The organism is Nocardia sp. GP40 (assembly GCF_050434125.1).
GTDB classification, from domain to species: Bacteria; Actinomycetota; Actinomycetes; order Mycobacteriales; family Mycobacteriaceae; genus Nocardia; species Nocardia albiluteola.
Window position 1 is genome coordinate 107,659 of the sequence record NZ_JBNPVW010000009.1, and the last position, 23,669, is coordinate 131,327.

General features: G+C 67.6%; 19 protein-coding genes and 1 pseudogene. 4 read left to right on the top strand and 16 right to left on the bottom strand.

Going from position 1 to position 23,669, the window contains the following annotated elements; all coding sequences use genetic code 11:
- Window positions 1–24: 24 nt before the first annotated feature.
- Together ABH933_RS25980 and ABH933_RS25985 are read right to left on the bottom strand one after the other, a co-directional pair.
- The gene (locus ABH933_RS25980; protein WP_429455135.1) at window positions 25–1,338 is read right to left on the bottom strand and encodes a cytochrome P450; all 1,314 of its coding nucleotides are present in this window, start codon (window positions 1,336–1,338) and stop codon (window positions 25–27) included.
- The gene (locus ABH933_RS25985; protein WP_429426419.1) at window positions 1,224–2,357 is read right to left on the bottom strand and encodes a terpene synthase family protein; all 1,134 of its coding nucleotides are present in this window, start codon (window positions 2,355–2,357) and stop codon (window positions 1,224–1,226) included. Before ABH933_RS25985 ends, ABH933_RS25980 begins: the two co-directional genes overlap by 115 nt.
- Before the next feature lie 186 nt (window positions 2,358–2,543).
- Between ABH933_RS25985 and ABH933_RS25990 the strand changes: the two are divergent.
- Window positions 2,544–2,753, top strand: a pseudogene (locus ABH933_RS25990) (antibiotic biosynthesis monooxygenase family protein); the annotation flags it as partial.
- 234 nt (window positions 2,754–2,987) lie between these two features.
- Here the strand turns inward: ABH933_RS25990 and ABH933_RS25995 are convergent.
- The 7 genes from ABH933_RS25995 to ABH933_RS26025 all read right to left on the bottom strand — a co-directional run bounded on the left by ABH933_RS25995 (window position 2,988) and on the right by ABH933_RS26025 (window position 12,429).
- Window positions 2,988–4,205, bottom strand: a complete 1,218-nt coding sequence (locus tag ABH933_RS25995; protein WP_429426246.1) for a hypothetical protein — start codon at window positions 4,203–4,205, stop codon at window positions 2,988–2,990.
- Between the two features lie 158 nt (window positions 4,206–4,363).
- The gene (locus ABH933_RS26000; RefSeq protein ID WP_429426244.1) at window positions 4,364–7,156 is read right to left on the bottom strand and encodes a DUF5682 family protein; all 2,793 of its coding nucleotides are present in this window, start codon (window positions 7,154–7,156) and stop codon (window positions 4,364–4,366) included.
- Window positions 7,153–8,271, bottom strand: coding sequence for an ATP-binding protein (locus tag ABH933_RS26005; protein WP_215921410.1), 1,119 nt, complete (start codon window positions 8,269–8,271; stop codon window positions 7,153–7,155). The genes ABH933_RS26000 and ABH933_RS26005 overlap by 4 nt, the downstream gene beginning before the upstream one ends.
- A gap of 13 nt (window positions 8,272–8,284) precedes the next feature.
- The gene (locus ABH933_RS26010) at window positions 8,285–9,589 is read right to left on the bottom strand and encodes a vWA domain-containing protein (protein ID WP_429426242.1); all 1,305 of its coding nucleotides are present in this window, start codon (window positions 9,587–9,589) and stop codon (window positions 8,285–8,287) included.
- A complete protein-coding gene (locus ABH933_RS26015) occupies window positions 9,586–10,959 on the bottom strand; it encodes a hypothetical protein (RefSeq protein WP_429426240.1) in 1,374 nt (457 codons plus the stop codon). Before ABH933_RS26015 ends, ABH933_RS26010 begins: the two co-directional genes overlap by 4 nt.
- Window positions 10,959–11,468, bottom strand: a complete 510-nt coding sequence (locus ABH933_RS26020; RefSeq protein ID WP_429426238.1) for a hypothetical protein — start codon at window positions 11,466–11,468, stop codon at window positions 10,959–10,961. The genes ABH933_RS26015 and ABH933_RS26020 overlap by 1 nt, the downstream gene beginning before the upstream one ends.
- 139 nt (window positions 11,469–11,607) lie before the next feature.
- Window positions 11,608–12,429 carry a DUF1707 SHOCT-like domain-containing protein gene (locus ABH933_RS26025; RefSeq protein WP_429426236.1) on the bottom strand — a complete coding sequence of 274 codons (822 nt, stop codon included), beginning with the start codon at window positions 12,427–12,429 and terminating at the stop codon, window positions 11,608–11,610.
- A 253-nt stretch (window positions 12,430–12,682) separates the two neighbouring features.
- On the opposite strand from ABH933_RS26025, the gene ABH933_RS26030 reads away from it, so the two are divergent.
- Complete coding sequence (locus ABH933_RS26030) at window positions 12,683–13,678, top strand: hypothetical protein (RefSeq protein WP_429426234.1); 996 nt, start codon at window positions 12,683–12,685, stop codon at window positions 13,676–13,678.
- 3 nt (window positions 13,679–13,681) lie between these two features.
- On the opposite strand, the gene ABH933_RS26035 is transcribed toward ABH933_RS26030, so the two are convergent.
- From ABH933_RS26035 to ABH933_RS26060, 6 genes are all read right to left on the bottom strand, one after another.
- Window positions 13,682–14,008 carry a DUF1048 domain-containing protein gene (locus ABH933_RS26035; protein ID WP_215921402.1) on the bottom strand — a complete coding sequence of 109 codons (327 nt, stop codon included), beginning with the start codon at window positions 14,006–14,008 and terminating at the stop codon, window positions 13,682–13,684.
- A 1-nt stretch (window position 14,009) separates the two neighbouring features.
- Window positions 14,010–14,366: a DUF1048 domain-containing protein gene (locus ABH933_RS26040; protein ID WP_215921400.1), complete on the bottom strand. Its 357-nt coding sequence runs from the start codon at window positions 14,364–14,366 to the stop codon at window positions 14,010–14,012.
- Complete coding sequence (locus tag ABH933_RS26045) at window positions 14,363–14,671, bottom strand: PadR family transcriptional regulator (protein WP_429426417.1); 309 nt, start codon at window positions 14,669–14,671, stop codon at window positions 14,363–14,365. Before ABH933_RS26045 ends, ABH933_RS26040 begins: the two co-directional genes overlap by 4 nt.
- Window positions 14,672–14,801: 130 nt before the next feature.
- Window positions 14,802–16,370, bottom strand: a complete 1,569-nt coding sequence (locus tag ABH933_RS26050) for a phytoene desaturase family protein (protein WP_429426231.1) — start codon at window positions 16,368–16,370, stop codon at window positions 14,802–14,804.
- Between the two features lie 179 nt (window positions 16,371–16,549).
- Window positions 16,550–17,998, bottom strand: coding sequence for a CoA transferase (locus tag ABH933_RS26055; protein ID WP_429426229.1), 1,449 nt, complete (start codon window positions 17,996–17,998; stop codon window positions 16,550–16,552).
- Window positions 17,991–18,590 carry a hypothetical protein gene (locus ABH933_RS26060; RefSeq protein WP_429426227.1) on the bottom strand — a complete coding sequence of 200 codons (600 nt, stop codon included), beginning with the start codon at window positions 18,588–18,590 and terminating at the stop codon, window positions 17,991–17,993. Before ABH933_RS26060 ends, ABH933_RS26055 begins: the two co-directional genes overlap by 8 nt.
- A 416-nt stretch (window positions 18,591–19,006) precedes the next feature.
- Here ABH933_RS26060 and helR point away from each other — a divergent pair, with 416 nt between their 5' ends.
- Both helR and ABH933_RS26070 read left to right on the top strand, forming a co-directional pair.
- The gene (gene helR, locus ABH933_RS26065) at window positions 19,007–21,205 is read left to right on the top strand and encodes an RNA polymerase recycling motor ATPase HelR (protein ID WP_429426225.1); all 2,199 of its coding nucleotides are present in this window, start codon (window positions 19,007–19,009) and stop codon (window positions 21,203–21,205) included.
- A gap of 58 nt (window positions 21,206–21,263) precedes the next feature.
- Window positions 21,264–22,589 carry an MFS transporter gene (locus ABH933_RS26070; protein WP_429426223.1) on the top strand — a complete coding sequence of 442 codons (1,326 nt, stop codon included), beginning with the start codon at window positions 21,264–21,266 and terminating at the stop codon, window positions 22,587–22,589.
- Here ABH933_RS26070 and ABH933_RS26075 read toward each other — a convergent pair.
- The gene (locus tag ABH933_RS26075) at window positions 22,548–23,669 is read right to left on the bottom strand and encodes a glycoside hydrolase family 88 protein (protein WP_429426221.1); all 1,122 of its coding nucleotides are present in this window, start codon (window positions 23,667–23,669) and stop codon (window positions 22,548–22,550) included. The two genes, ABH933_RS26070 and ABH933_RS26075, sit on opposite strands and share 42 nt — an antisense overlap.

Here is a 23,669-nt window from a genome sequence, read left to right on the forward strand (position 1 = left end):
AACTCCAGGACAGATTGATTCCGATTATGAGCTGTAAGCCGGCGCCGCGGTCGTGCTCGACTGCCGGAATGCTGTCCGCATTCGGAGGTCTCCGGGATGAACAGTCGTGGAAATGTGTTCGCGGGCAGTCTGTCCCGGCATTCTGTACAGTCGCCACCGACGCGCGATCGTGGCCGCCGTCACGATCATCTCGGTCATCGCATAGTGGTCGCCTATGCATTTGCGAATGCCGAGATTAAACGGAATGAACGCACCATCAGCGATGCCGGGGCGGCGTTCGGGCAGCCATCGGTCCGGATCGAATCGCATCGGGTCGTCGAACAGTTTCGGGTCACGATGCATCGTCGTCGGACTGTAGATGATTTCAGCACCAGCCGGTATCACCCAGCCGTCCAGCTGTACCGTGTCGAGAGCACGTCTGCTCAGAAACCAGGTCGGCGTGTGTAACCGCAGCGTCTCCTCGATCACGCGACGACAGTAATCGAGCCGAGGGATGGTGTCGGCATCGATGCGATCCGAGGAGAGGTGCTCATCCAGTTCAGCGTGCAAGCGCGCCTCGATGTCGCTGTGGCCCGCAAGTTCGTAGAACAGCCACGAGAGTGTGACCGACGCGGTCTCCGTACCGGCCGCGAACAAAGTAGTGACCTCGTCCAGCAACTGTGTGTCGGTCATCGCGGCGCCGGTTTCGGCATCCCGCGCGGCCACCAAGAGCGCCAGCAGTCCGTCCGGTTCGACATCCCCGGCTCGCGCTGCCGTGATGAGCTCGCCGGTCGCGCTCCGTAGCCGGCGGATCGCGCGCTGGTAGTTCAGATTGCCGGGCGTCGGCAAGAATTCCCAGAACTGGTAGGGAACCAATGTCCTGATGATCACCCCGCGCAACACGATAGCCAGAGAACGTTGCAACTCCTCGACGATCGATCGGCTCGACATATCCGGGAACATGGTCGTGGCGATCACGTCGGAACTCAGCCTGTGTAGGTCGTCGGTCAGTGTGATGGTCTCACCGTCGCGCCAACGAGCCGACAGCGATGCTGCGAGGTGGTTCATGGACTCGATGTAGTGCGCGATGTGTTTGCGATTGAACGCGGGCTGCATCAGCCGACGCTGCCGCGCGTGGAAGGAACCTTCGGAGTTGACCAGCCCGTTGCCGAGCAGCGGGCGTACCCGCTGAAGCAACAGGCCCTTACCGTATTTCGCCGCATCCTCGACCAATGCCTTGCGTATCACTGTCGGCGAGTTGAGCACGTAGAACTGCTTGGAGCCCAGCTGAAGCCGCACGATATCGCCTTCGCTGCGGACGGATTGCAGGAAGCCCAGCGGATCCCTTGCGAATGCGATGGCATGTCCGGCCAGGGGCAACCGCCGTCCGGCCGGCGTGACCATTCCTCGAAACCTCCCATCCACAGACGCTGCGCGTCCACATAGCGGTTGATGTGGTGCTGTTCCTGCGCTGGAAGGCGGTATCGATCGGCCAGGGTTGGTATGTCCGCCGTCAGTGCGATGAATTGAGCGACCTTTTCCTCGATGAACTTCCGGGCAGCGTCGAGCGCCTCGTCGCGATCGCAGCTATGTTGTCGTTCCAGCACCAGCACCAGGTTGTTGACCTCGCCGGCGTTTTCCTCTTTGGGCAGCGTGACCACATCATTGGTGAGCGCCGGGATCAGCGCGGCCAAGCGACGCAACTGTCGTAGCTGAGGTATGTGAAATGCCTTGGGAGTCATGTGAAACCCGCCGAGTCGTTCACACAGGTCGAGATAGTTCTCCAGGCAGACCGTGCCCCGGCGAAGGCACAGGAAGTGGTCGAGCGGCGGTATCCGGCCCAGCCCGCGTTCGGTCGCTTCGTGCATGTTGGCGCATAGATAAAACTCCCAGTTGTGCGCCGCGCGGCGTCGCCAGGATGCCGGCATGTCCGCGCTACACCGCGACCAGATATCGCTGAAGGCGTGCACCAACGGAGGGGCCGATCGTTCGACTGGCCGCTCCGGCCCTGTGAGCACGTCGATCAGCCTGTCGATTACCGCGTTGACGGACTGCAACTCGAGACCGGAGTCGAACCAGTCGTCGAACACCAGGGTCCAGCCGACCACGTCGCATCCGAGCTCCAGATCGGCGCCGCGCGCATAAGGCCACACCAGCGCCGCCAACCGAGGCAGGTCGGTGTTGCGATACTGTGCCAATGCCCTCGTGTCGTCGGTGCAGAGCAGTCGGTGCCGGACCATCCACTCGTTGTGGGATCGCCGAGCACTCTCCAGGTCGGGACTGATATCGACCGGAAAAGGCATAGAAATGCCGGCCGGCGAATCGACGGCCCCGGGAGTGCTGCCTCCGACTACCGGCTCTGAACTGTCGGGGTACATCACAGGGACTCCTCTCCGGTGCTGGCAACGAGTGTGTTCGTCCCGGCTGTGCGTGCACACGGACGTCATGCTGTGCAGAACCGCAGCGCTTTCCTATCACCTGTTCCGCGCACGGGAGACTGTGGCTATTGCCACCGCGGGGAACGGAGCGTTGCCGCCTTGCACCGTGCCGACCCGGCCCCGCCGCTGTCTCGAGCGCGACCCAAGGCCCCCAGCGGAAATGCGATCGAGGTTCCCGAGGGCGCGGGACCCGAACTGGAAAAGCGATTCGCCCATCGTGCCCACGCGGTGGAGAACTCGCCGGGCTTCCTCGGGTTCCAGCTCCTGCGCCCGGTCGTCGGGGACAACCGGTACTTCGTTGTCACGCAGTGGGATTCGGAGGAGGCATTCGCCGCCATGCGGCGGGACATCCGGTCGCTTTCATGTTTCAGTGTGGCGATCATTTCCGGTGTGGCATCGGAGAAGTGGATGGTGCGGACCGGATTTGAACCGGTCTTCGTTACTCCCGCCCAGGACTATGTCACCATCACCGGCATCCTTCTCCGGGCCGGCGAAGATGGACTCGATCTGCCCGCGGGACTCTTCGATGTCGCCGCGGAGGCGGCCCAGGTCGCGTACGGCGAGGCCGGACTACCGGTGTAGCGGCCCCGTCGCGTAATACGAGCGACAGACGCCCTGGTCCAGATCGGTGGCGGCTTCCAGGACCGAGGTTCCGTCGGCGGACGGGAGTAGGGGCGAGCTGTAGTTTTTGCAGGGGGCGTCGACGATGTCGGCGATGGGGATGGGCGCGGGGATTTCGTACCAGAGGCCGTTGCCGAGGTTGTTGTTGGCGAGTATGTCGTGGCCCGAGTAGGGGGTTTGTTGTCCGGCGATGTTGGACTGCATTTGGCCCGAGAGGAGGATGGTGCCGTGCGGGGCGGGGGTGGGGCTCCAGACGGGGTAGGGGGTGTGCTGGGTGTAGCCGTTTCCGGCCGCGGTGCGGACCATGGTTCCGAGGAAGCGGGGGTCGCCGTAGTTCCAGCCGTCGGCGGAGCGGCGGAAATAGATGAGGCAGGGGTGGACCATGTCGGTGTTACAGATCTCGTAGGTCATGAAGTACGAGCCGTCGGGCAGTTGGATGGCGTTGGCCATGCCGGGGCGCACGTCGGGGACGTCGCTGACCACGGTGTCTGCCTTGTCCACCCAGTGCATGGCATCGGGTGAGCGGACCTGGACGAGTTTCTGGCTGTGCGCGAGGCTGTCGGTTTCATCGGAGTAGTAGGCGACCAGTTCGCCGTCGCCCGCCACCGACAGGCTCGGTTCCCAGGCCGCGGGCAGACGCGGGCCCCAGTCGGCGAGGCTGAAGAAGGTGTCGGCGGATTCGATGCTGGAGACGTATTGCCAGTGGAAGCCGTGGTCGGTGCTGGCCCAGAGCCGCTGCTCGACATGCCGGACCACGTTCAGGATGTCGAAATACGTGGTGTCGGCCCACAACAGCGTGCCCTCCGGCAGGGTGCCGACCGCCAGCGGCAGTTCCATCAGGCTGGAGCAGCACAGGCGGCGGGCGGTGACGTCGGTGGTGACCGGGTCGACGATGGTGGCGCGCTGCTGGAAGGTCTTGCCGCCGTCGGTGCTGGCCAGGATGACGCCGGTCTGCTGCAGGGTGTTGACGCTGGCGACGATCGTGCCGTTGGCGTTGCCGCTGTGTCCCAGGCGAATCAGCCGCGGATAGAAGCTGCTTCCCGGATAGAGCAGGCCGCGCGCCGCGTTGCGGCCCGGGACGTGTGGGGCGGCATCGACCGGCGTGGCGAGGGCGCCCATGCCCAGTGCAGCCAGCGCGGTGACCAGCAATACGACCAGACGGCGCACCGAGGAACCTCCAAGCTGATCGGCGGACTATGGCAACCGTTCGACACCCGGAAAATGAACCCTAGCAGCGGATACGGTCTCCCGTCCCTCGAACCGCCCACGCAACAGCCGTCTCTCGGCTGGAACGTGTGCTGGAGAACCAACCGGTCCGGCTGCCCTCAGCCCCGCCCGGTTGATCCTTCGAGCTGGGCCGCCAGCGCGACCGCGGTGGCGGGGTATCGAGCGAGCAGGTCGGTTGCCTCGCGGTTTCCTGTCGGTTCTGGTTCCTGCCAGCCGTCCTGGATGCCGAGCAGTCCGGCGAGGGCGTCGCAGGCGGCGGGGTGGGCGGCCAGGAGCTCGGTGGCCGGGCCGCGCGGTGTCACGACGACCGGTGCTGCGGGGGTGGCGGATTCGGCCGACCAGGGTGGGACGAAGGTGTCGATGGCGGGCAGGGCGGCAGGGAAGGTGCGGGCCGCTTCGCGGACCAGGCCGGGGATCAGGTGGGCCGTTTGATCTTTGAGGGTGGTGATGAGCTTGGGCAGCCAGGGCAGCAGTACCGCGTCCGGTAGCGTGCCGAAGGCCTTCGACAACAGCTCCACCACAAAGGGTTTCAATGCCGGGGCGGGGTCGATGGCCTGGACGAAACCGCTCACGTAGTGCGGAACCGTCGGCAGCACCAGCGGGTTGGCGAGCATGTCGTCGCATCGCTCGCGCAGGTCGGGCATGGTGAGCAGGCCGAGCTGGAATCGTGCCGCCCACAGCAGGGCCACCTTGGCCGGCGCCTCCGGATGTGATTGCAGCACAGCCAACTCCAGCTGGGTGTGATCGCAGCCCAGCGACAGCGCAAGGTTCTCCATCCCGAACAGGAAGCCGAGCATGGCCGCGACCTGCGCCGGTCCGGTCTCCTCGGCGGCGAACGCGGTGGGCAGCAGGGTGCAGTAGTGCGCGTACCCGGCCGTCACGAACCGCTCGCACCACGTCGGCAGGCCGCTTTCGGTGGAGCGGAAGTAGTTGAGCAGCACCCGGATGTGACGCAGCACGACGGGCGCGTCGTCCACCGTTCGTTCGGCGGCGAGGAGTTCGACCGCGCGATGGCCCAGCTCGTCGGCGAGCCGGGCCGATCCCAGATAAACGAGCGCATCCTCGACCGTGGCCAGCGCCGCCGCCGCGGTCGCGCCGGGTGCGGCGACCGCGGCCCGCAGGCGCTGCTCCAGCACCTGTTCCACCGACACGCCCTCGTAGCCGAGCTCGACCAGCGAGCGCTGGTATTTCCCGAGCCCGATGTCCCAGCTTTCCTGGATCGAGGTCTCGCCCAGTCCCCGTGAGCCCATGATGGGTCGCAGCGCGTCGTGTGGGAGCAGCCTGCGCAGCAGCCACAGCAGATCCGAGCACGGCCGCAGGTCCGGATTCGTCTTCAGGTCCAGCAGGGCGCGGTGCAGCGTCCGTTTGGACAGATCCAGCCCGAGCGGCGCCAGCCGGTCGAGCACATCGCGCGCCAGCGGCGGCAGCGCCGCGTAGCCGACCTGGCCGATGCGGTCGCCGCCGAGCAGGATTTCGCACAGCCGCTGCACATCGCGCCGGCCCGGCACCGTGTCCTTCTCGATGCAGGTGACGGCCGCGTCCTGGAAATCGTACGGTGTCGGGCGGGCGCGATTGCGCAAGCCAGCCAGCAGGATCGAGGTCTCGAAGATGGCGATGGCGTCGGCCGTACTGGCCAGGTACCCGTTGCGCCGGGCCAGTCGGACGATATCCACCGACCACTCCAGGAGTTCGGCCTCGTCGAGCGGATCCAGCACCGCCGGGCGCGACAGGAATCCCGAAAGTCGGTCCGTCACTTCGGCTTCCGGCGTGGCGGGAAGCAACGGTTTCTTGACGCGCTTAGTCGGCTTCTGCTGGCCTTCCAGCTGGAACGACTGCAATCGGCTGCGCCGCAGGCCCTTCGCCCAGGTGGCCGCCGCGATCGACACCGCACCGCCGGCCAGCCCGAACTGCGCCTCGATGGCGGAATGGCTGGAGGGAATCAGCCCGTAGTGCCACACCGTTGCCGAGCGCGGCGAGATCTCGAACGTTGCGCTCGACGCAAGCCCGAACTGTTCGACCGGGCTGGCCGCGTGGGCCGCGCCGCACACGTACAGTGCCTGGGCGGGGTCGATGTCGTTGGCGGCCAGGTGTTCCCGCATGCGGGTCCACATGTACCGCTCGCGGTCCTCGTCCTCGGTGGTACTGCCGCGCCGCAGCCGCCGGAACAGGCTACCGATCATCACCATGACCTGGCGGTAGGTGTCGTAGTCGGCGTCCACCAGCGGCTGCTCGACGTATTGGTCCCACCATTCCGACCAGTGCCGGACCTTGCCGTGGTGCAGCAGGTGTTCTTCGAGATCTGCGAAATGCGGTCGCAGATCACCGATTTCGACGCCGATCGCGCCGCCGTGCAGGTCCCCGTCCGCTGGCTGCTCGCCCTCGGCGGACGGTTCCACGGGCTCCGGCCGGGGCGCCCACTGGAAGACATGATCGGTGGACCGGTCCACCAGCACCAGCTCGACGCCCGGCGTGTCCAGCGCGTAGGCGATGGCCTGGTATTCGGCCGACGATTCGGTGATCGGGGCGACCACCGACAGCGGCGCCCATTCCGCCGGGAAGCCCTCGGTGTCGGTGGCGAAGGCCTGCAGCGCGATCGGCAGCCGGCAGTTGCGCAGCTCGTCGAGCAGCGGCCGCATGTCCTCACAGAGCTCCAGGTAGATGACGCTCGGCTGCTTGTCGCGCAGCCGCCGCACCATGGCCAGACCGGAGGCGGGGGAGTGGTGGCAGACCGGGAAGATCTCCAGCCGCTGCGACAACGCCCGATCGACATCGTCGACCATGCCCGCCAGGATGTCGCCGGGCGCCCCGGCGAACGCGACGGCCGCGTCCGTGAGCTGATCCCGCAGGGCAGCAAAGGTATTCGGCGCGGGCCGGGCCTGCGAGACGGTCACGAGAGCCTCGCGATCGCGGCCCGGCCGCCCTCCAGGAATTCGCCCCAGGCGGAATCACCCTTCTCGGCCTTGGTGCGCGGCTCGACCACGCCGTGCAGGTACTTGTTCAGAATGGCCAGATCCTCCGGGGTGCGCCGGGCCAGGGAGCCGACGAGCGAGCCGGCGAGGGTCTCGGCGCGCAATTCCCGCTCGCCGAAGAACTGGCTGTGCAGGATGGCGTCCTCGAGCACGCCTATCTGCTCGGCGGTGGACAGCGCCGATTCCAGCTTGTCGTCGTCGCTGGTGGCGGCCGACGCGGCGGCGCGCAGGTCGGCGAAGCTCTCCAGCAGGATGTCCAGCAGCGTGGGCGGCAGCTCCAGCTCGATGGAATGGCGGCGCAGCAGTTCCGCGGTGCGGAATCGCACGATCTCCGCCTCGCTCTTCTTGTTGGACACCACCGGGATCCGCACGAAGTTGAAGCGTCGCTTGAGCGCGGAGGACAGGTCGTTCACGCCCCGGTCGCGGCTGTTGGCGGTGGCGATGATGGAGAATCCCGGCTGGGCGAACACCACATTGTCGTCGTCGAGCTCGGGAATGGAAACGTACTTCTCCGAGAGGATGGAGATCAGCGCGTCCTGTACGTCGCTGGTGGAGCGGGTGAGTTCCTCGAAGCGGCCGATCACGCCCTGTTCCATGGCGGTCATGATCGGGGAGGGGATCATCGACTCCCGGGACTGGCCCTTGGCGATGACCATGGAGATGTTCCACGAGTATTTGATGTGATCCTCGGTGGTGCCAGCGGTGCCCTGCACCACCAGCGTGGAATTGCGGCTGATGGCCGCGGACAAGAGCTCGGCCAGCCAGCTCTTGCCGGTGCCCGGATCGCCGATGAGCAGCAGGCCGCGGTCCGAGGCCAGAGTGACGATGCTGCGCTCGACGAAGCTGCGGTCACCGAACCACTTCTGCTCCACCTCGCGGTCCAGGCCGTCCGCGCGTTCGGAGCCGAGTATGAACAGCCGCACCATCTTCGGGCTCAGCCGCCAGGCGAACGGCTTGGGGCCGTCGTCGATGGACTCCAGCCAGTCCAGTTCCTCGGCGTATTTGACCTCGGCGGGGGCGCGCAAGACGTCGTTCATGGTGGCAGGTCTCCTAATCGAGGAAGTTTTTGAGTTCGTGTACGAGCTTCTGGATGCGTCCGGAAATCACCGGGGTGCCAAGGTTTTTGAACCGTTCGCGGAACCACGGGTTGACGCTCTGGTGGCCGGAGCTGTTCACCGAGCCGACCGGGATGAGCTTCACTCCGGAGCGGTGCACCGCCTCCATGGACTCGAAAAGCGGTTGGGAGCGGTCGAACTCGTAGAAGTCCGAGATCCACACCAGCACGGTATTTTTCGGGTCGGTGATCTTGGGCTGGGCCATGGCCATGGCGACCGGGCCGTCGTTGCCGCCGCCGAGATTGGTGCGAAGGAGCACCTCGAACGGGTCGTGCACCCAGGGGGTGAGATCCAGGGCGCGGGTGTCGTAGGCGATGAGATGCACATCCACCTTGGGCAGTCCCGCGAAGATCGATGCCAGGATCGTGCAGTTCACCATGGAGTCGACCATGGAGCCGGACTGGTCCACCACCACGATCATGCGGGCAGGGACGGTGCGCTTGGCGGTCCGGCGGTAGTAGAGCCGGTCGACATAGAGGCGTCCGTCCTGAGGATTCCAGTTGGGCAGGTTCTTCCAGATCGTCCGGTCCACATCCAGGTTGCGCAGGATGCGCTTGGGTGGGACCGAGCGATCGACGGTGCCGGCGCTGGTCTGCTGCACCTGGGTGCGGAGCACCTCGGCGACCTCGTCGATGTAGCGGCGGATGAGCCGTTTGGCATTGGCCAGGGCCACGCCCGACAGATTGTGCTTGTCCCGCAACAGCTGTTCGATGAGCGACATGCTCGGGGTGAGCTGGGCCGCCAGGTGCGGATCGGCCAGCACCTCGCGCAGCCGCATGCGGGACACCAGTTCGCCTTCCAGGCCGGTGAGCACCCCGTGTACCGCGCCGGCCTGCTCCTCGCCCAGGCAGCGGCGCAGCCAACCGGCATCGGACTGCCAGCCCGCCAGCTGGGTGGCGCTGACCGTGCCGGAGCCGGTGGCGAACACGTTCAGCAACAGCTTGGAAACCAGTGCGGCAGTGCGGACATCGGCCGCGCCGATGGCCGGCGCCGCGGCGGGTTCGGCCTCGTCGTCGGTGTCCTCGGAGAAGTCGAGGCGCTCGAACTCCGCCTTCATCTCCGGATAGCGTTGCACCACATTGTCGATGGAGATACCGGGATCGAGGAGGGCCAGCGGCAGGCCCAGATCGCCGGTAATGCTCGCGCTCGCCTGTTCCAGCGTCGGTTGCTGATCCGGGTTGAAGACACCGGCAAGCAGACGCCAGTACAGGATCTGACGTCGCGTCTCGTGATTCGTCATTGGCGCAACAGCTTTCCCGCGCGCTCGCGCAACACCGCCACGGCATCGCCCGACTTGGCCTGTGCCTTGGCAACTTTCGGGTCGGTCGGGCCCAATGCCCAATCGCCGTTGTGGAAGGCGGTGAGCGCGCTCTTGACCTTGCGCCGCACCGCCAGCGGTCGTACCGACCAGGCGCCGTCCCAGCGCAGCAGGCCGATCATGGTGCTGGAGGCGCTCACGCCCGCCGGAGTAATCGGACCCGCCGTCGGCAGCGCGGCCATGTCCACGCGAATTCGCTGGTCACCCAGCTCCAGTGCACCGTCGCGGAATCGGTACTCCTCGAGCAGAACCGGCTCGGCGATGTGCACTGGATCGCGATCCAGCGGTGTGACGGCCGGGGCATGGGCCTGCGGCAGCTGTACCGTGGCGGTGACGAATGGATCGGCGGCCTCCCCGGCCTTGGCCCGATCGTCGTCCCACAGCAGGTCTCCGGTGGCCGTCAGCGGCATGCCGGTCAGCTCCAGCATGCGGTGCTCGGCCAGGGCGGTGAGCAGTTGCCGATGCGCACCCAGCAGCTGCCAGATCGCCGGTCCCACAATGGTGTCCACCTTCGCCGCCGCCACGGACACCCGCACCCGGCGGGTCGGCACGCCCGCGGTCTCGACCACGCCGTGCAGCTGTGCCTGCACCGCGGTCCCGTGCTCGTGCAGCTCCACGCCCAACGGCAGCAGGCGACCCGAAACCAGCTCGCTCGCAGTAGATTCCGCGCCGCGCCAGGACAGCAGCAGGGCTCGGGCCCACAGATCGGCCCAGCGTCGGGCGGGCACCTGATCCATGGTGGCGATCGGTGCGCAGGCGCCCAGTTCGGCGGTGAAACCGTCCAGCAGCATCGCCAACCGCCGCAACGCGGGCTCGGCGAGCAGCGATTCCACGGTGCGATCCGCGGCCGCAACCAGGTCGTGGTCCACGCCGCGCCATCCGGCGATGGCCAGTTCGCCCAGCCAGCCGCGCGGGCCCGCGGCGAGCGGGTTCGGGGCGGCGGCATCCGGTGTGCTGGTCCACTCGAATCGACTGCGGCCCAACGCCGTATCGGCCTGTTCGGTCAGCGCGTCGTGCACCGCGCCCAGCAGGGCGGCCCGAGCGGCGGCCAGGGCCGCCAGGTCCTCCGTGCCGATCGCGCCCGTGCTCACCTTCGACACCGCCCGCGCCGCCGCCTCGGCCAGCGGCGAGCCCGCGACGGCCCCGGCCAGCGCGGCCAGCGCCGCGCCCTGCGGTTCGGATACCCGGGCGAATCCGTTCACCAGGGCGGTATCGAAGCCGCCCACCACCTCCAGGGCCGCCGCGGTGCCGGTGGGCAGATCCGCCAGCGCGGCCAGTTGTACCGCCTGCATCAGCGACCCACCCCCGCCGGAAACCAGTGCAACTCCGGGATCGGCGTGGCGCCGCCCGGCAGTTCGAGATAGGTCAGATGCCGCAGGAACCGGCTGAACACCGCGGCAGCGGGGGCCGGATCGCGAGTTCCGTTGAGACAGGCGGTAATCGAGCCGCCATCGGGGACCTCGACCCGCAGGAAGCGGGCCACCCGGTCCTGCCCGTATTGCAGCACCGCCTCATCGATGAGGGCATCGATGTGCTTGCAGGCCCACCCCTGATTCAACCCGCCGCACGGGCGATTGTTGTTGGTGCTGCAGCTCAGCCCGTGCGTGCCCGCGGCCACCGACGCGACGTACACGCGCGAGATATCGGAGCCGCTCGAGACCACCCCCTGTAGGCGCCCGTCGGCCAGCTCCACGAACGGCACCTTGTTCAGCTTGCGCGGCGCGATGGCGGGCAACACCCGCACTATGGAGGCGCCTTCCCAGGCCGGTCCATCCGGCGTGGCACTCGGATTCGAGCTCATCGTTCTCCCTCCCGGTCGATCACGATGCGCCCAAGGTATGCGATGCCACCGACAAGTTCCGCCCCGTTTCCGAATCGGCTGGTGCGGAACGTTTTCCCGCGACGCCGAGCCCGGCGTCGCCGATCCGCGTGGCGGCGGATCAGCGCAGCCGATTGTGCTGCTTCCACCAATTCATCAGGCCCGCCGCGTCATTCGGGCCGGCGGCGAAGTAGACCCCGAGAACGTTCTGGGGATTCGAGGTGAATTCGATCGTCGGCACGACCCCGGCGCCGTTGGACAGGATGCATTCGTATCGCCCCGCCGAGTAGGCGTTGTCCGGTGCGCCGTCGGCACAGGCCGTGTGCGCCGAGGACTGCCGGTCGTTGTCGTAGCTCTGCTGTAGTGTCGCGGCGTCGGGGTAGAGAAAGAAGGCCGCCTCCAGGCGGCCCGCGTGCGGGTCGCAGTGCAGCGCGGCCACCTCGCTCGGTTCCGGATTCTGGTGGTAGCAGTTCGTTTGGTCGTATCCGGCGGGCAGATGCTGCAGCAGCGCGGCATCCTCCGGTGTGTAGTCCGGGCGCGCGTTGCTCGACGCGGTCGCGGTCGCGGGTCCGTACGGCATGCTCGCCGGTCTGCTCGATCTGGTCCGGCCGGTCGGGAGCGCCACTATCACGATGACGACGACGATGATCGCGATCGCGATAGCGACTGCGAGAACGATCGGTCCCCAGCTTCCGCGCCGCGCCGGGGCCGGGGCCGGTTCCGCGGGCAGCTCCGTGAGTGGATGCGGGACCTGCAGATCACCGAGCAGGGCGTGTAGATCCCCGCGCGTCTTGGCTCGGGTAGCGGCCTCGAGGCGGGAGTGATACTCCGCATTGTCGAGTTCGCCGTCGGCATAGGCATTGTCGAGCGCGGTACCCGCCATCGATCGGTCGAGGTCGCTGGCTCGCAGGGCGGCGCCGTCCTGCGGATGTTCGGAAGACACCGCATCATGGTCGCAGCCGGATCGGCTCGGCGGTAGATGCTTCGGTCGGCAATCGGAGCGGCCCGAAACCGGTTCACGCCGATAGCCGATAGTGCGCCAATCCACAAATGTCGGAAGGTAGCGGCTCGGATTCTCGCCGATCCCGGCCATGTCGATGGTGTCGCACGCCGCGGGTGGGAACGCATCGACGCGCGGCGCTGACCGGGCGGCCCACGCCCGCCGCCCGCTTCCGATTCGCGCTACTTTGGCACACGTGCAGCAGATGGAGCGTGGCGGGGTGGAGGGCATATTCGCCCTGTGGTCGGCGCCGCGCGGCACCGAACGGCCCGAGCTGTCCCGGCTGGAACTGCTCGCACTGTGTGCGTCGGTAGCGGAATGGCGCCGGCACAACGGACCGGCGACGTTGTACTGCGACGATCCGTATGCCCAATACCTGGAATGGATCGGGCTGCTCGGCCTGTGGGACAAGGTCGACACCGCGTTGTTCGCCTCGATGCGGTCGCTGGATGTCGACCCGAAGGCATACTTCAGCCTGGCGCGCATTCTCGCCCTCGGCGCCGCCCGGATTCCGTTCGCGTCGATCGACTGCGATTTGATCGTATGGCGCAGCCTGGCAAGGGAATTCGATACCCAGGGCGTGGTGTTCACGCACTGGGAATCGACTTGGCCCACGGTGTGGTACCCGCCGCCGCACGAGTTGCGGACGCCGGATGCTTACACCCTCGACCCGCGGCGAAACTGGCGGCTCAACGCCGCCAATTCCAGCGTGCTCTATTTCGGGGCCGACGCCGCCCGGGTGCGCGAGGCCTACGTCGAGGAGGCGACGCGGTTCATCGTGGGCAATCCGGGGCGGTCCCATTACGAGGTCGGCCTGGCGCGAGAGCTGTTGTTCGCCGAGCAACGCCTACTCCCGGTGATCGCCCGTGAGCACGCGCTCACTGCGACGCCGATCATCAACGCCGTCCATTCGCCGCTCGCCGGTGAATTCATCACCAACGACCCACGTTACGGCGTGTGGAACAATCTGCACATCATCAATCAGCCCACCGGGATCACGCACCTGTGGTATCACAAACGCTGGCGCGGCGATCTCCGGCTGCTCGGGGTGGAGCGCATCCTTGCTGCCAGGCTGAAATCCGATCATCCGCACGTCTTCGATATGGTGCAGAAGGCCTGTGCGGTCATGGAGGCCGCCAAAGCGGTCAGGGTCGAGAGGCGGCCGTGGTGGGAAGGCGATGCGCCGGAATGACTTTCAGGACAGGTGCTTGCCGGCCTCCTTGCCGACCGATTCCTGATAGATGTCGGCATAGGTGCGCTCGTCCTTGACCAGGTCGTCGCAGAAGGCCGCGACGTCGTCGCCGATGAGTTCCATGACGCCCTTGCCGGACGCGACTCCCTCTTCGAAGAAATCGACGAGTCCCGAGAGCAGATCCCCGTCGGTGAGCCCGACCGGGCCGATCTTGAAGAAATACTTCTGAATCTCGTCGTAGACGATCCGGTAATCCGGCGGGAGCGCCTTGACCCGCGCCACGTGCGCGCGCCATTCCCGCTTGCCTTCGATGATCTCGCGAATGCCCACGTTATTCTCCCAGCCTGCTCAGTTTCTTCGCAACGTTCTTGTTCAGCTGATCGCGCCACTTGTCGCGATAGCTCTTGGCGCCCTCCTCGCCGGCGATCGCGGCACAGAAGCCCTGGATATCGCCGCCCAGTGCATCCTGGACGCTCTGGCCGTCCGACGCGGTTTCCTCCAGCAGTCCCAGGACGCCGTCGAGGATCGGCATCAGGTTGCGACCGGTGAAATCCGTGTAGGGCGAGAGATGGCCCTTGATTTCCTCCCAGGCGGCTCGATATTCGTCCGGAAGTGCCGCGGCCCGCGCGTCGAAGGCCTTGTATTCCCGGGTGAGGTCGCTGCCTGTGATTGTCTCCCAGAAGTTCATTTCCTACTGTCCTTCAGCTCGTTGATGCGGGACGATACATACAGCCATTTCGCCCAGAACGTCGCGAGCTCTTCACGTCCGGCGTCGTTGAGTGTGTAGAACTTGCGCGGCGGGCCGACCTCGGACGGTCGTTTCTCGACATCGACCAGCCCGTTCTTCTCCAGCCGCAGCAGAATGGTGTAGACGGTCCCCTCGATGACGTCCGCGAAACCGAGTTCGTTCAGCCGTCGCGTGATGGCATAACCGTATGTCTCTTCGGTGTCGATGATCTGGAGAACGCAGCCCTCGAGCGTGCCCTTCAGCATCTCGGTCAAGTTGTCCGTGGCAGACCTCCTTCGATCCTCGGTCCACTATTCGGTGGTACCGACTACCACTAGACTGTATCACAGGGTAGTGGAGTGGCGATCGTGCAAGAGGGGCCCCGTCGGGAGTGGATCAGCGCTGGCGTCCGGCGTCTGCCAGGGCCTGGTACCCCGCGTTGTATCCGGGAATGAAGCTGATGCCGGGGCCGCCGTGGCAGCCCGCGCCGCACAGATAGAGCCCCTCGAGCGGGATGGGAAGGTCGGTGAATCCCCGCGGGCCGGGCCGGTTGATCCCGATCTGGTCGGGATGCAGCAGACCCTGGCAGAAGTCGCCGCCGGGGGCGCCGAACATCCGCTGCATATTCATCGGCGCGAAGGTGGTGTTCCGGATGATCAGTTTCTCGAAATTGGGTGCATAGCGGGTTATTTTCGCGATCACCCGGCGGGCCATCTCGGCTCGGAGCGAGTTGTAGTTCCCGTGCCGGGCCTCCACCGGAAACCAGAGCGCGAAGGCGCTGGCCGCATGCTTGCCGGGCGGGGCCAGGCTGTCGTCGACGTCGCTGGGTATCTGCAGGGCGATGGACGGTTCCCGGGGCACCTGCCCGTGACGGCACTCCTCCCACTGCTGCTGCAATTGCTCCGTGGTGCTGAACAATGCGATGGATTCCTGCATCCCGGGAGCGTTCAGAAGCTCGTACGGCGCAGCGAATTCCGGGCGGCCGTCGAGGGCGAAATGCATCTGAAGATAGGCGCCGCGATGGTCCACGCGGGAGACCCTTGCGACGAGATCGGCGGGCAGCGCGCTCGGGTCCACCAGCTCGGTCAGGGTGACGTCGGGGGAGAGGTTGGACACGACGATCGGCGCGGAAATCGTTGAGCCGTCCTCGAGTTGGACCCCGGAGATCCGGCCGTTGGCGGTCGTAATCGCGCGCACCCTGGCGTGCAGGCGCAGTTCGCCGCCGTGCTCGGTGAACATCCGCCGCAGATGAACGGGAAGGGCCCCGACCCCACCGGCGAACTTCGTCATCATCGGCATGCCGTCGGGTGGCGAGGCCAGACCGTAGGCCAGGCCCGCGGCGCTGCCCGGCGTCGCCGGACCGCGATAGGTCGTGTTCACCGCCAGGTAGGCCAGCATGGCGCGCAGGGACGCGTGCTTGTCCCGATCGGGCAGGTGCCGGTCGACGACGTCGGTGACGGATCCGAACAGCATGTCGGTAATCGCCTGGCGCTCTTGCTCATTGGTCGCGCAGGCATACATCTCGTCGTAGGTCTTGGGCGGCTGCCGGACATCGAAGCGGCCCAGCGCCCGGGCCGGGGCCTGCGCCCAGAGGAACATCGCGGCCATGCCCATAACGGCCTCGTTGCCGTGCGCCTCGCCGAGATGAGCCATGAGCCGCACCGGATCTCGGTAGAAGATCAGCGGCGGGCCGCTGTCGGTGACATTGGTCGACATCACTTCGGGTTCGATCGTGGGCAACGTGTCGAGGCCGAGGTCCTCCCGGATGACGCCGGGCGTGGGAAACTGCACCGAACCGGCGATCTCGAAGTGGAAGCCGTCGACGAGCTCGAGCGAGGCGGCCATCCCTCCGGCGTAATGGTTCGCCTCCAGGCACACCGTCCGCAGGCCGCCGCGCTGCAGGATGGCGGCCGCGGTCAATCCGTTGTGTCCGGCTCCGACAACGATCGCGTCGTAGTCACTCATAGCATCACGCCTTGTCGCTGGTGACGTTGATCACGTCATTAGTGACAAAAAGCTACACCCGGTGGGCGCACTCGGGCAGCCCTCGACATTGGCTACGGCGCATGTGCCTTCAGCGCCGCGGCGACGAACGATGCGACGAGCGGCCGGCGGGCATGGGCTCCCCGCCCGCCGCTTCGGTGTCAGCGGGTGCGCCACGCCGGGCTGCTGGATCCGCGGGGCACCAGCGGTGGGTCCGGCCAGGACGGGGTGAAGTGCGAGAACCGGACGGGCGGGGCGAGCATGTGGACGTCGCCGAGGGGGCTGGGGGCATCGTAGGGTGTGGGGTCCCGGAGGGAGTGCGACTCGTCGGCGCCCGCGGCGGCGGGGTCGACCAGGCCCAGCGTCTGGTACCACATCGCGGTGCGCGTCAGGTTGACCGTGACGTGCCAGGACCCGCCCTCGGTGGCGCGCTTGTTCAGTGCGGCGAGTGCGCCGACGGCGCCCATGTAGCCGGTGATGAAGTCGTTGATCATGCCGGTGACGGGGAGCTTCGGGGCCTCGGGTGTGCCCTCGAGGGTCATCAGGCCCGAGGCGGCAGAGCCGTTCATGTCGAAGCCGCCGCGGGTGCGCCAGGGGCCCTCGGAGCCGTAGCAGGTCACCGAGACGACGATGATGCCCGGATGGCGGGCGGCGAGCCGGCCGGGGTCGAGCCCGAGCCGCTCGAGTTTGTCGCCGCGATGGTTGTCGACGACGACGTGGGCATCGGCCAGCAGTCGATCGGCGCGCTCGCGACCGACGTCGGTGTTCAGATCGAGGTAGGTGCTGCGGGAGCCGACATTCGCCTCGGCGTAGATGAAGTCGTGCTCGTAGTCGTTGGGCCGGGTGGCGCACAGCACGTCGGCGCCGTACTCGGCCAGGGTGCGCCCGACGGTGGGCCCGGCGATGGCGTGCGTGAACGACAGCACCCGGATCTCATCCAAAGGCCTTGTAGCGGAGCCGAAGTCGTGGATGGGCGCATCGCCGATCCGGCGCAGTCCGACTACCGGCTGCCCGGCCAGCAGCGCACCCTGCGGGTGAGCCAGCCACTCCTGCGGGGTGCGGGCGACGCACAGCGGCAGCCCCGCGGCATTCGCGGACTCCTCCAGCTCGAACGCGTCACGGGCGGCGAACGCCGCGGCGACCTTCGCGTAATCCGGTGGGACATCGAGGTATCGACACCACTTCGCGGCCAGATGCGGATAGACGCCCGAGGCCATGACGGTCCGTCCGTCGGCGGTGCGGTAGGGCGCGAGCAGGAAGGGATTGTCGGCGACGAGCGGGAACGGCGGCAGCTCGCCGGCAAGGGTGGGATGCCAGAACGCGTGCGGCGTGATGCCGTGCACGGCCTGGCGCAGGTCCAGGTGCAGATCCTGATCCGGACCACCGCGGCGGCGGTGCAGCGCGACCGCGCCGACGGCGGCGGCCATGATCGGAATGCCGATGCACGCCCCGAGCCGGTGCCGGGCCGCCACGATCGGATCGTGACCGGCGAAACTCACACTGCCCCCGGCGGCTTCGGTCGAGAGCCCGAGATTGGCCACGAGATCGTTCAGTGCCGCACCGTGATCCAGGTCGTCCATGGTGCCGGGGGTGGCGATCTGCTCAGTCATGGTCTGCTCCTTCGTATTCGAGCCGTGGGCGTACCGCGAAACCGGCCGCCAGAGCCCGCCGGGTGAGTTGTGGAGTGAGTACGCGCACCCGGGTCGAGGGGGCGGGCGGCGGTGACTCGGAATATCCCCGGTCCGGGGTCCACGCGTAGGCCGTTCCGGCCCAGAGCAATACGGGGCGACCGTCGTAGGTAACAAACGTTCCGGCTGGGAGGCAACCGATTTCGGCATACCCCGGTGCCAGGCGCTCCCGGTGCAGTATCGAGTCGAGCGTGTCCACGGACGCGGCCGTATCGAACATGGCCGCCTTGTACTCGCGCAGCCGCCGATGCTGGCATTCGCCGCACGGACGATGGCCGGCGGCCAGGGCCACGGCCTCGTCGAAGAAGAACAGCTCGGTGTATTTGCGTCCGGGCTCGCGGAATACGCGCGTACGCCCCTTGAAGGCCAGCCTGCAGTAGATCCAGTGCGTGCTCGCCCACTGCCTGCGCCCCGGGGTGCCGGAGATCGGGCCGCCGCGATTTCCCATCCAGCTCCCGCGATGCACGTCGGCGACTATCTCTCCGCCGGGAAGCACCCGATTACGGTGCGGCACAACCTATCCCCGCCCACTCGTGCCGCGTCCCGCCCGGCCGGACTCCGGCAACCGCGCACCGAGCGTCGCGGACGGAGAGGCCCTCGTGAGGAATTTCTGGATCCGGCAGCATTTCCTCACCCATGCTGCCAACCGAACCCGCCGAACGCAATGTGTGGTGCAGCCGTGCGCCGGAACTCGATCGGGATATACGGAACACACGAAAGGCGACGGCGCTAGTCGAGAGAACGGGAATGAATTCAAACAGATACCGCTCCCCTTCCCGTATTCATTATATAGCGCACCCGGGGGCTTGCGGCAAGGGCGGGGTGATGCCGCATACTCGCTGGCCGAGGCCGGAACCAGCGGAAATGGATGTTGAGAAACGACGGTGCGGTCCGTCGATCGCGGGAACTGTGCAGGGAAAGCGAGGGCGTGTGTCGGATCTGGGGTATGACGACGAATTGCGGGACGAGCGCGGCTACGTGGCCGGGCTTTACGCGCGCCTGGACGCCGAGCGGGCGCGGGTGCGGGGGCGGTACCGCGCGGCGCTGGGCGGTACCGGTGGAACGCCCATGGAACGGGATTTCGAGGTGCGTGCGCTTGCCAGGGAGGCGAAACGGCTGGACGTGGCCGACAACGGGCTGTGCTTCGGCCGGTTGGACACCGTGGCCGGTGAGCATGCGTATATCGGCAGGATCGGCCTGCTCGATGAGCAGAACGACTACGAGCCGGTACTGCTGGACTGGCGCGCGCCGGCGTCGCGGCCGTTCTATACCGCGACCGCGGCGACGCCGGAGAACATGCGGCGGCGGCGTCAGTTCCACACCCGCGGCCGCACCGTGGTCGATTTCACCGACGAGGTGTTCGGCCGTCCCGGCGCCGGCGAGCGCGGCGATGCGGCCCTGCTCGCCGCGGTGAACGCGCCGCGCGGCGAGGGCATGCGCGACATCGTGGCGACGATCCAGGCCGAACAGGACGAGATCATCCGGCTCGACCATCCCGGCGTGCTGGTGATCGAGGGCGGCCCCGGCACCGGCAAGACCGTGGTGGCGCTGCACCGCGTCGCCTACCTGCTCTACACCCAGCGCGAGCAGATGGAACGCCACGGCGTGCTGGTGGTCGGCCCCAATCCGGCCTTCCTGCGGCACATCGGGCGCGTGCTGCCGTCGCTGGGCGAGACGAACGTGGTGTTCACCACGACCGGCGGCCTGGTGCCGGGCCTGACCGTCACGGCCGAGGACGGCCCGGAGGCCGTGCGCCTGAAGGGCTCGCTGAAGATCCTCGACGTACTCGCGGCGGCGATCGCCGCCCGGCAGCGGATTCCGGCGACGCCGCTCGTGATCGAGCTCACGGACGTGGCGGTGCGGATCGATGCCGAGACCGCGGAGTGGGCGGTGCAGGAGGCGCGCGAGAGCGGACGGCCACACAACGAGGCCCGCGTGGTGTTCCGGGAGATCATCGAATGGGTGCTCACCGAGCGCGCGATCGCCCGGATCGGCAAGGGCTGGCTGCACCGCGAGGACAAGCAGGCGTGGGAGGACATGCGGGCCGATCTGGTCGCCGAGCTCGCCGACAACGAACAATTCACCGCGGTCCTCGATGAGCTCTGGCCGATCCTGACGCCCGAACAGCTACTGTCACAGCTGTATTCGTCGCGGGACCGGCTGCGCGCGGCGGGCGCCGACGGGGTGCTGTGGCGCGCCGATGGCGAGGCATGGACGGTGTCGGACGTGCCGCTGCTCGACGAACTGGTCGATCTGCTCGGCCGCGACACGGTGGCCGAACGGGCCGCCGAGCAGGCCGTGGAGCGCGAGCGCCGGGCCGAGGCCGAGTATGCCGCGGGTGTGTTCGACACGCTCATCGAGCGCGAGGACCTGAACGACGACATCGGCTTGATCGCCCAGGACATCATCGTCGCCGAGGATCTGGCCGGCCGTTTCGTCGAGCACGACACCCGGGAACTAGCCGAACGCGCCGCCGCGGACCGCGAGTGGACCTACCGGCACATCGTGGTCGACGAGGCGCAGGAGCTGTCCGCGATGGACTGGCGGGTGTTGATGCGGCGCTGCCCGGGCAAATCCTTCACGGTCGTGGGCGATCTGGCGCAGCGCCGGTCGGCCGCCGGGGCGATCTCGTGGGGCGCGATGCTCGAGCCGTACGTGCCGGGCCGCTGGGTCTACCGGTCGCTGACGGTGAACTATCGCACTCCGGCCGAGATCATGGCCGTTGCCGCCGCAGTGCTCGCGGAGTTCGCACCGGAGGTGCAGGCACCGGACTCGGTCCGCGCGTGCGGTGTGCGACCGTGGTCCCGTGGGGTCGACGAGGACGAATTGGCCACCGCGGTAGCGGAATTCGTGCGAGACGAGGACCGCCGCGAGGGCACGAGCGTAGTGATCGGGCCGCCGGATGTGCCGGGAGCGGTGCCCGCGTCGGAGACGAAGGGCCTGGAATACGACGCTGTTCTGATCGTGGACCCGGACCGGATTCTCGCCGACGGCCCGCGCGGCGCGGCGGAGCTCTACGTCGCGCTGACCCGCGCCACGCAGCGCCTGGGCGTGCTGCACCGGGATCCGTTGCCGGGGGCGCTGTCCGGGCTCCTCGAGCTCGAGAGTCCCGCCCGGACCGCGAGCTGACCGGCGTAATACGAGCGATGACGCACATCGGGACTCCCGCCTGGGTAGTCTCCGCGGCATGACCGAGGTTTCGGGACAGGCGGGCGTCGGCCGGGCCACGGGCCGGGCAGCGGTGCTGGCGTGGGGATTCTGGGATTGGGCCGTCTCCGCGTTCAACGCGGTGATTGTGACCTTCGTATTCTCGGTCTACCTCACCGGCAAGGTGGGCAAGAATCTGCCCGGCGGGATTTCGGCGAGCGCGTGGCTGGGGTGGGCGCTGGCGGCGGCCGGACTGGTGATCGCCGTGACCGCGCCGGTGAGCGGGCAGTGGTTCGACGCGAATGCGAAACGCAAACTCTCCCTGGGAATCCTGACCACGATCACGGTTCTGCTGATGGCGGGCATGTACTTCGTGCGCGCGGACTACCACTATCTGTGGCTGGGGCTGCTGTTGCTGGCGGCCGGGGCGACCTTCGCCGAGCTCGCGCACGTGCCGTACAACTCGATGCTGCGGCAGGTCTCGACTCCCGCGACCGTCGGGCGGATCTCCGGATTCGGTTGGTCCATGGGATATTTCGGCGGCATCTTCCTGCTGCTCATCTGCTACTTCGGTTTCATCTCCGGGACGGGGGACACCAGGGGGTTCCTGGGCATCCCGACCGGCGACGGCGAGAACATCCGGTTGGTCGCGGTGCTGGCGGCGGCGTGGTTCGCGGTCTTCGCGGTGCCGCTGTTCTTGTTCGTGCCCGAATTACCGGGCACCGCAGCAGATTCCGGGGCCGCGGTCGGTTTCCTGCGCTCGTATCGGGTGCTCTGGAGCGACATTCGCGAGCTGTGGCGGGCGGATCGGCGCACCGTGGGCTTCCTGGTGGCCAGCGCCGTCTTCCGCGACGGCCTGGCCGGCGTATTCACCTTCGGGGCGATCCTGGCGGTCCGGGTGTACGGCATCGCCGACGCTGATGTGCTGCTGTTCGGGATCGCCGCGAATGTGGTTGCGGCCCTGGGGGCGGTGGTCGCCGGGCGGTTCGACGACCGCCTCGGCCCGAAGATCGTCATCGTGACCTCCCTGACGGGCATGCTCGCCTGTGGCCTGGTCCTGCTGGTCGTCTCGGGCCCGATCATGTTCTGGATATTCGGCCTGGCCCTGACGGTCTTCGTCGGTCCCGCCCAGGCCTCGGCCCGCTCGTTCCTGGCCCGGGTGGCCCCGCCCGGCCGCGAGGGCCAGCTCTTCGGCCTGTACGCGACCACCGGCCGGGCGGTGTCCTTCCTGGCCCCAGCGCTTTTCGGCTTCTTCGTCTGGGCTCTGCATGCCGAACGCGCCGGAATCCTGGGCCTGCTCCTGGTGCTGGGCGCCGGGCTGCTGCTACTGCTCCCGGTCCGCGGAAACGACCTGCGCACCCGCTGAATCCAGCCACCGAATGGCCGCGGCTATGGCATGCAGGGCCAGGCCCTGACCCCACGGCTGCGGGCGATCGTCGCGAATCACGCTGTAGCCGAAGGGAACCAGTTGCAGCACGGTGCCCGCACTGACCCGGGTCAGCAGCCCGTCGTCGCCGACATAGGCCAGCGCTCCGCACACCGCGCGCCTGCCCGCCGCGACGATCTCGGGGGGACAGTCGGGGACCACCGCGGCCGCCCGCAGCATCGCCGCGCCGAGCCCGGCCGCGGCGGAGGTCTCGAGGATCCCCGCGTTCTCGGCCTGATCGTCGACCAGCACGCTCCACACTCCGTGCTCGGGCTGCAGTGCGGCCAGCGTCGAGAGCTGCCGCAGCAGCGATTCGGTGATGCGCCGCGCCCGGCCGGGATCGACGGGCGGGTCCGCGCGCGCGGCGAGTTCGAGATACTCCACCGCGCTCAGCGCGCACCACGCATTGGCGCGTCCCCAGTGGCACGGGATCGTCTCGCCCCGGTGTGAACCGTGCGCGAACAGGCCGGTGGACGGGTCCTGCAGGATCGCCGCATGAGCGATGAGCTGATCGCCGAATTCGTCCAGCGGCGCCGCGTCGTGGCGGTATTCCCCGAGATGCCCGAGAAAGACCCCGGCCATGAATGTGGTGTCCGCCCATACGCCCCCCGGCCAGTGCTCCAGTGCACCGCTGGGATCCCTTGTCGCATACGGTGATTCGCGTAGCCATCGGCCCAGCCGCTCGGCGGGCTCCGCGAACTCGGGATATTCGGTGGCGGCCAGCAGCGCCGCGATACCGGGGGCCAGATTATTGACGTGGGTAATGCTGATCCCTGCCCGGCTCTGCTCCCGGAGCCAGGCCACCACCTCGCCGGGGACCGGCAGACCGCAGGCCTGCGCGAGGCGGATCATGCCGAGCAGGCACACGCCCTCACCCCAGAACCACGACGGCAGACCGGATTTCCACGTGGCCCGCACCACCCGTTCGCCGAGTTCGACAAGGCGATCCCGGGTCAGGTCCGGGAGCGGGGGCAGGGGCGGCGCGGCGTCGCGGGCCGAGGTCAGATCATCGGACGACAT

Bases quoted from the DNA above. Each gene is read 5' to 3' on its own strand.
- ABH933_RS25985 (WP_429426419.1), bottom strand. From the start codon at position 2,357: ATGTACCCCGACAGTTCAGAGCCGGTAGTCGGAGGCAGCACTCCCGGG.
- ABH933_RS26005 (WP_215921410.1), bottom strand. From the start codon at position 8,271: ATGAACGACGTCTTGCGCGCCCCCGCCGAGGTCAAATACGCCGAGGAA.
- ABH933_RS26010 (WP_429426242.1), bottom strand. From the start codon at position 9,589: ATGACGAATCACGAGACGCGACGTCAGATCCTGTACTGGCGTCTGCTT.
- ABH933_RS26015 (WP_429426240.1), bottom strand. From the start codon at position 10,959: ATGCAGGCGGTACAACTGGCCGCGCTGGCGGATCTGCCCACCGGCACC.
- ABH933_RS26020 (WP_429426238.1), bottom strand. From the start codon at position 11,468: ATGAGCTCGAATCCGAGTGCCACGCCGGATGGACCGGCCTGGGAAGGC.
- ABH933_RS26040 (WP_215921400.1), bottom strand. From the start codon at position 14,366: ATGAACTTCTGGGAGACAATCACAGGCAGCGACCTCACCCGGGAATAC.
- ABH933_RS26045 (WP_429426417.1), bottom strand. From the start codon at position 14,671: ATGCTGAAGGGCACGCTCGAGGGCTGCGTTCTCCAGATCATCGACACC.
- ABH933_RS26050 (WP_429426231.1), bottom strand. From the start codon at position 16,370: ATGAGTGACTACGACGCGATCGTTGTCGGAGCCGGACACAACGGATTG.
- ABH933_RS26055 (WP_429426229.1), bottom strand. From the start codon at position 17,998: ATGACTGAGCAGATCGCCACCCCCGGCACCATGGACGACCTGGATCAC.
- ABH933_RS26070 (WP_429426223.1), top strand. From the start codon at position 21,264: ATGACCGAGGTTTCGGGACAGGCGGGCGTCGGCCGGGCCACGGGCCGG.
- ABH933_RS26075 (WP_429426221.1), bottom strand. From the start codon at position 23,669: ATGTCGTCCGATGATCTGACCTCGGCCCGCGACGCCGCGCCGCCCCTG.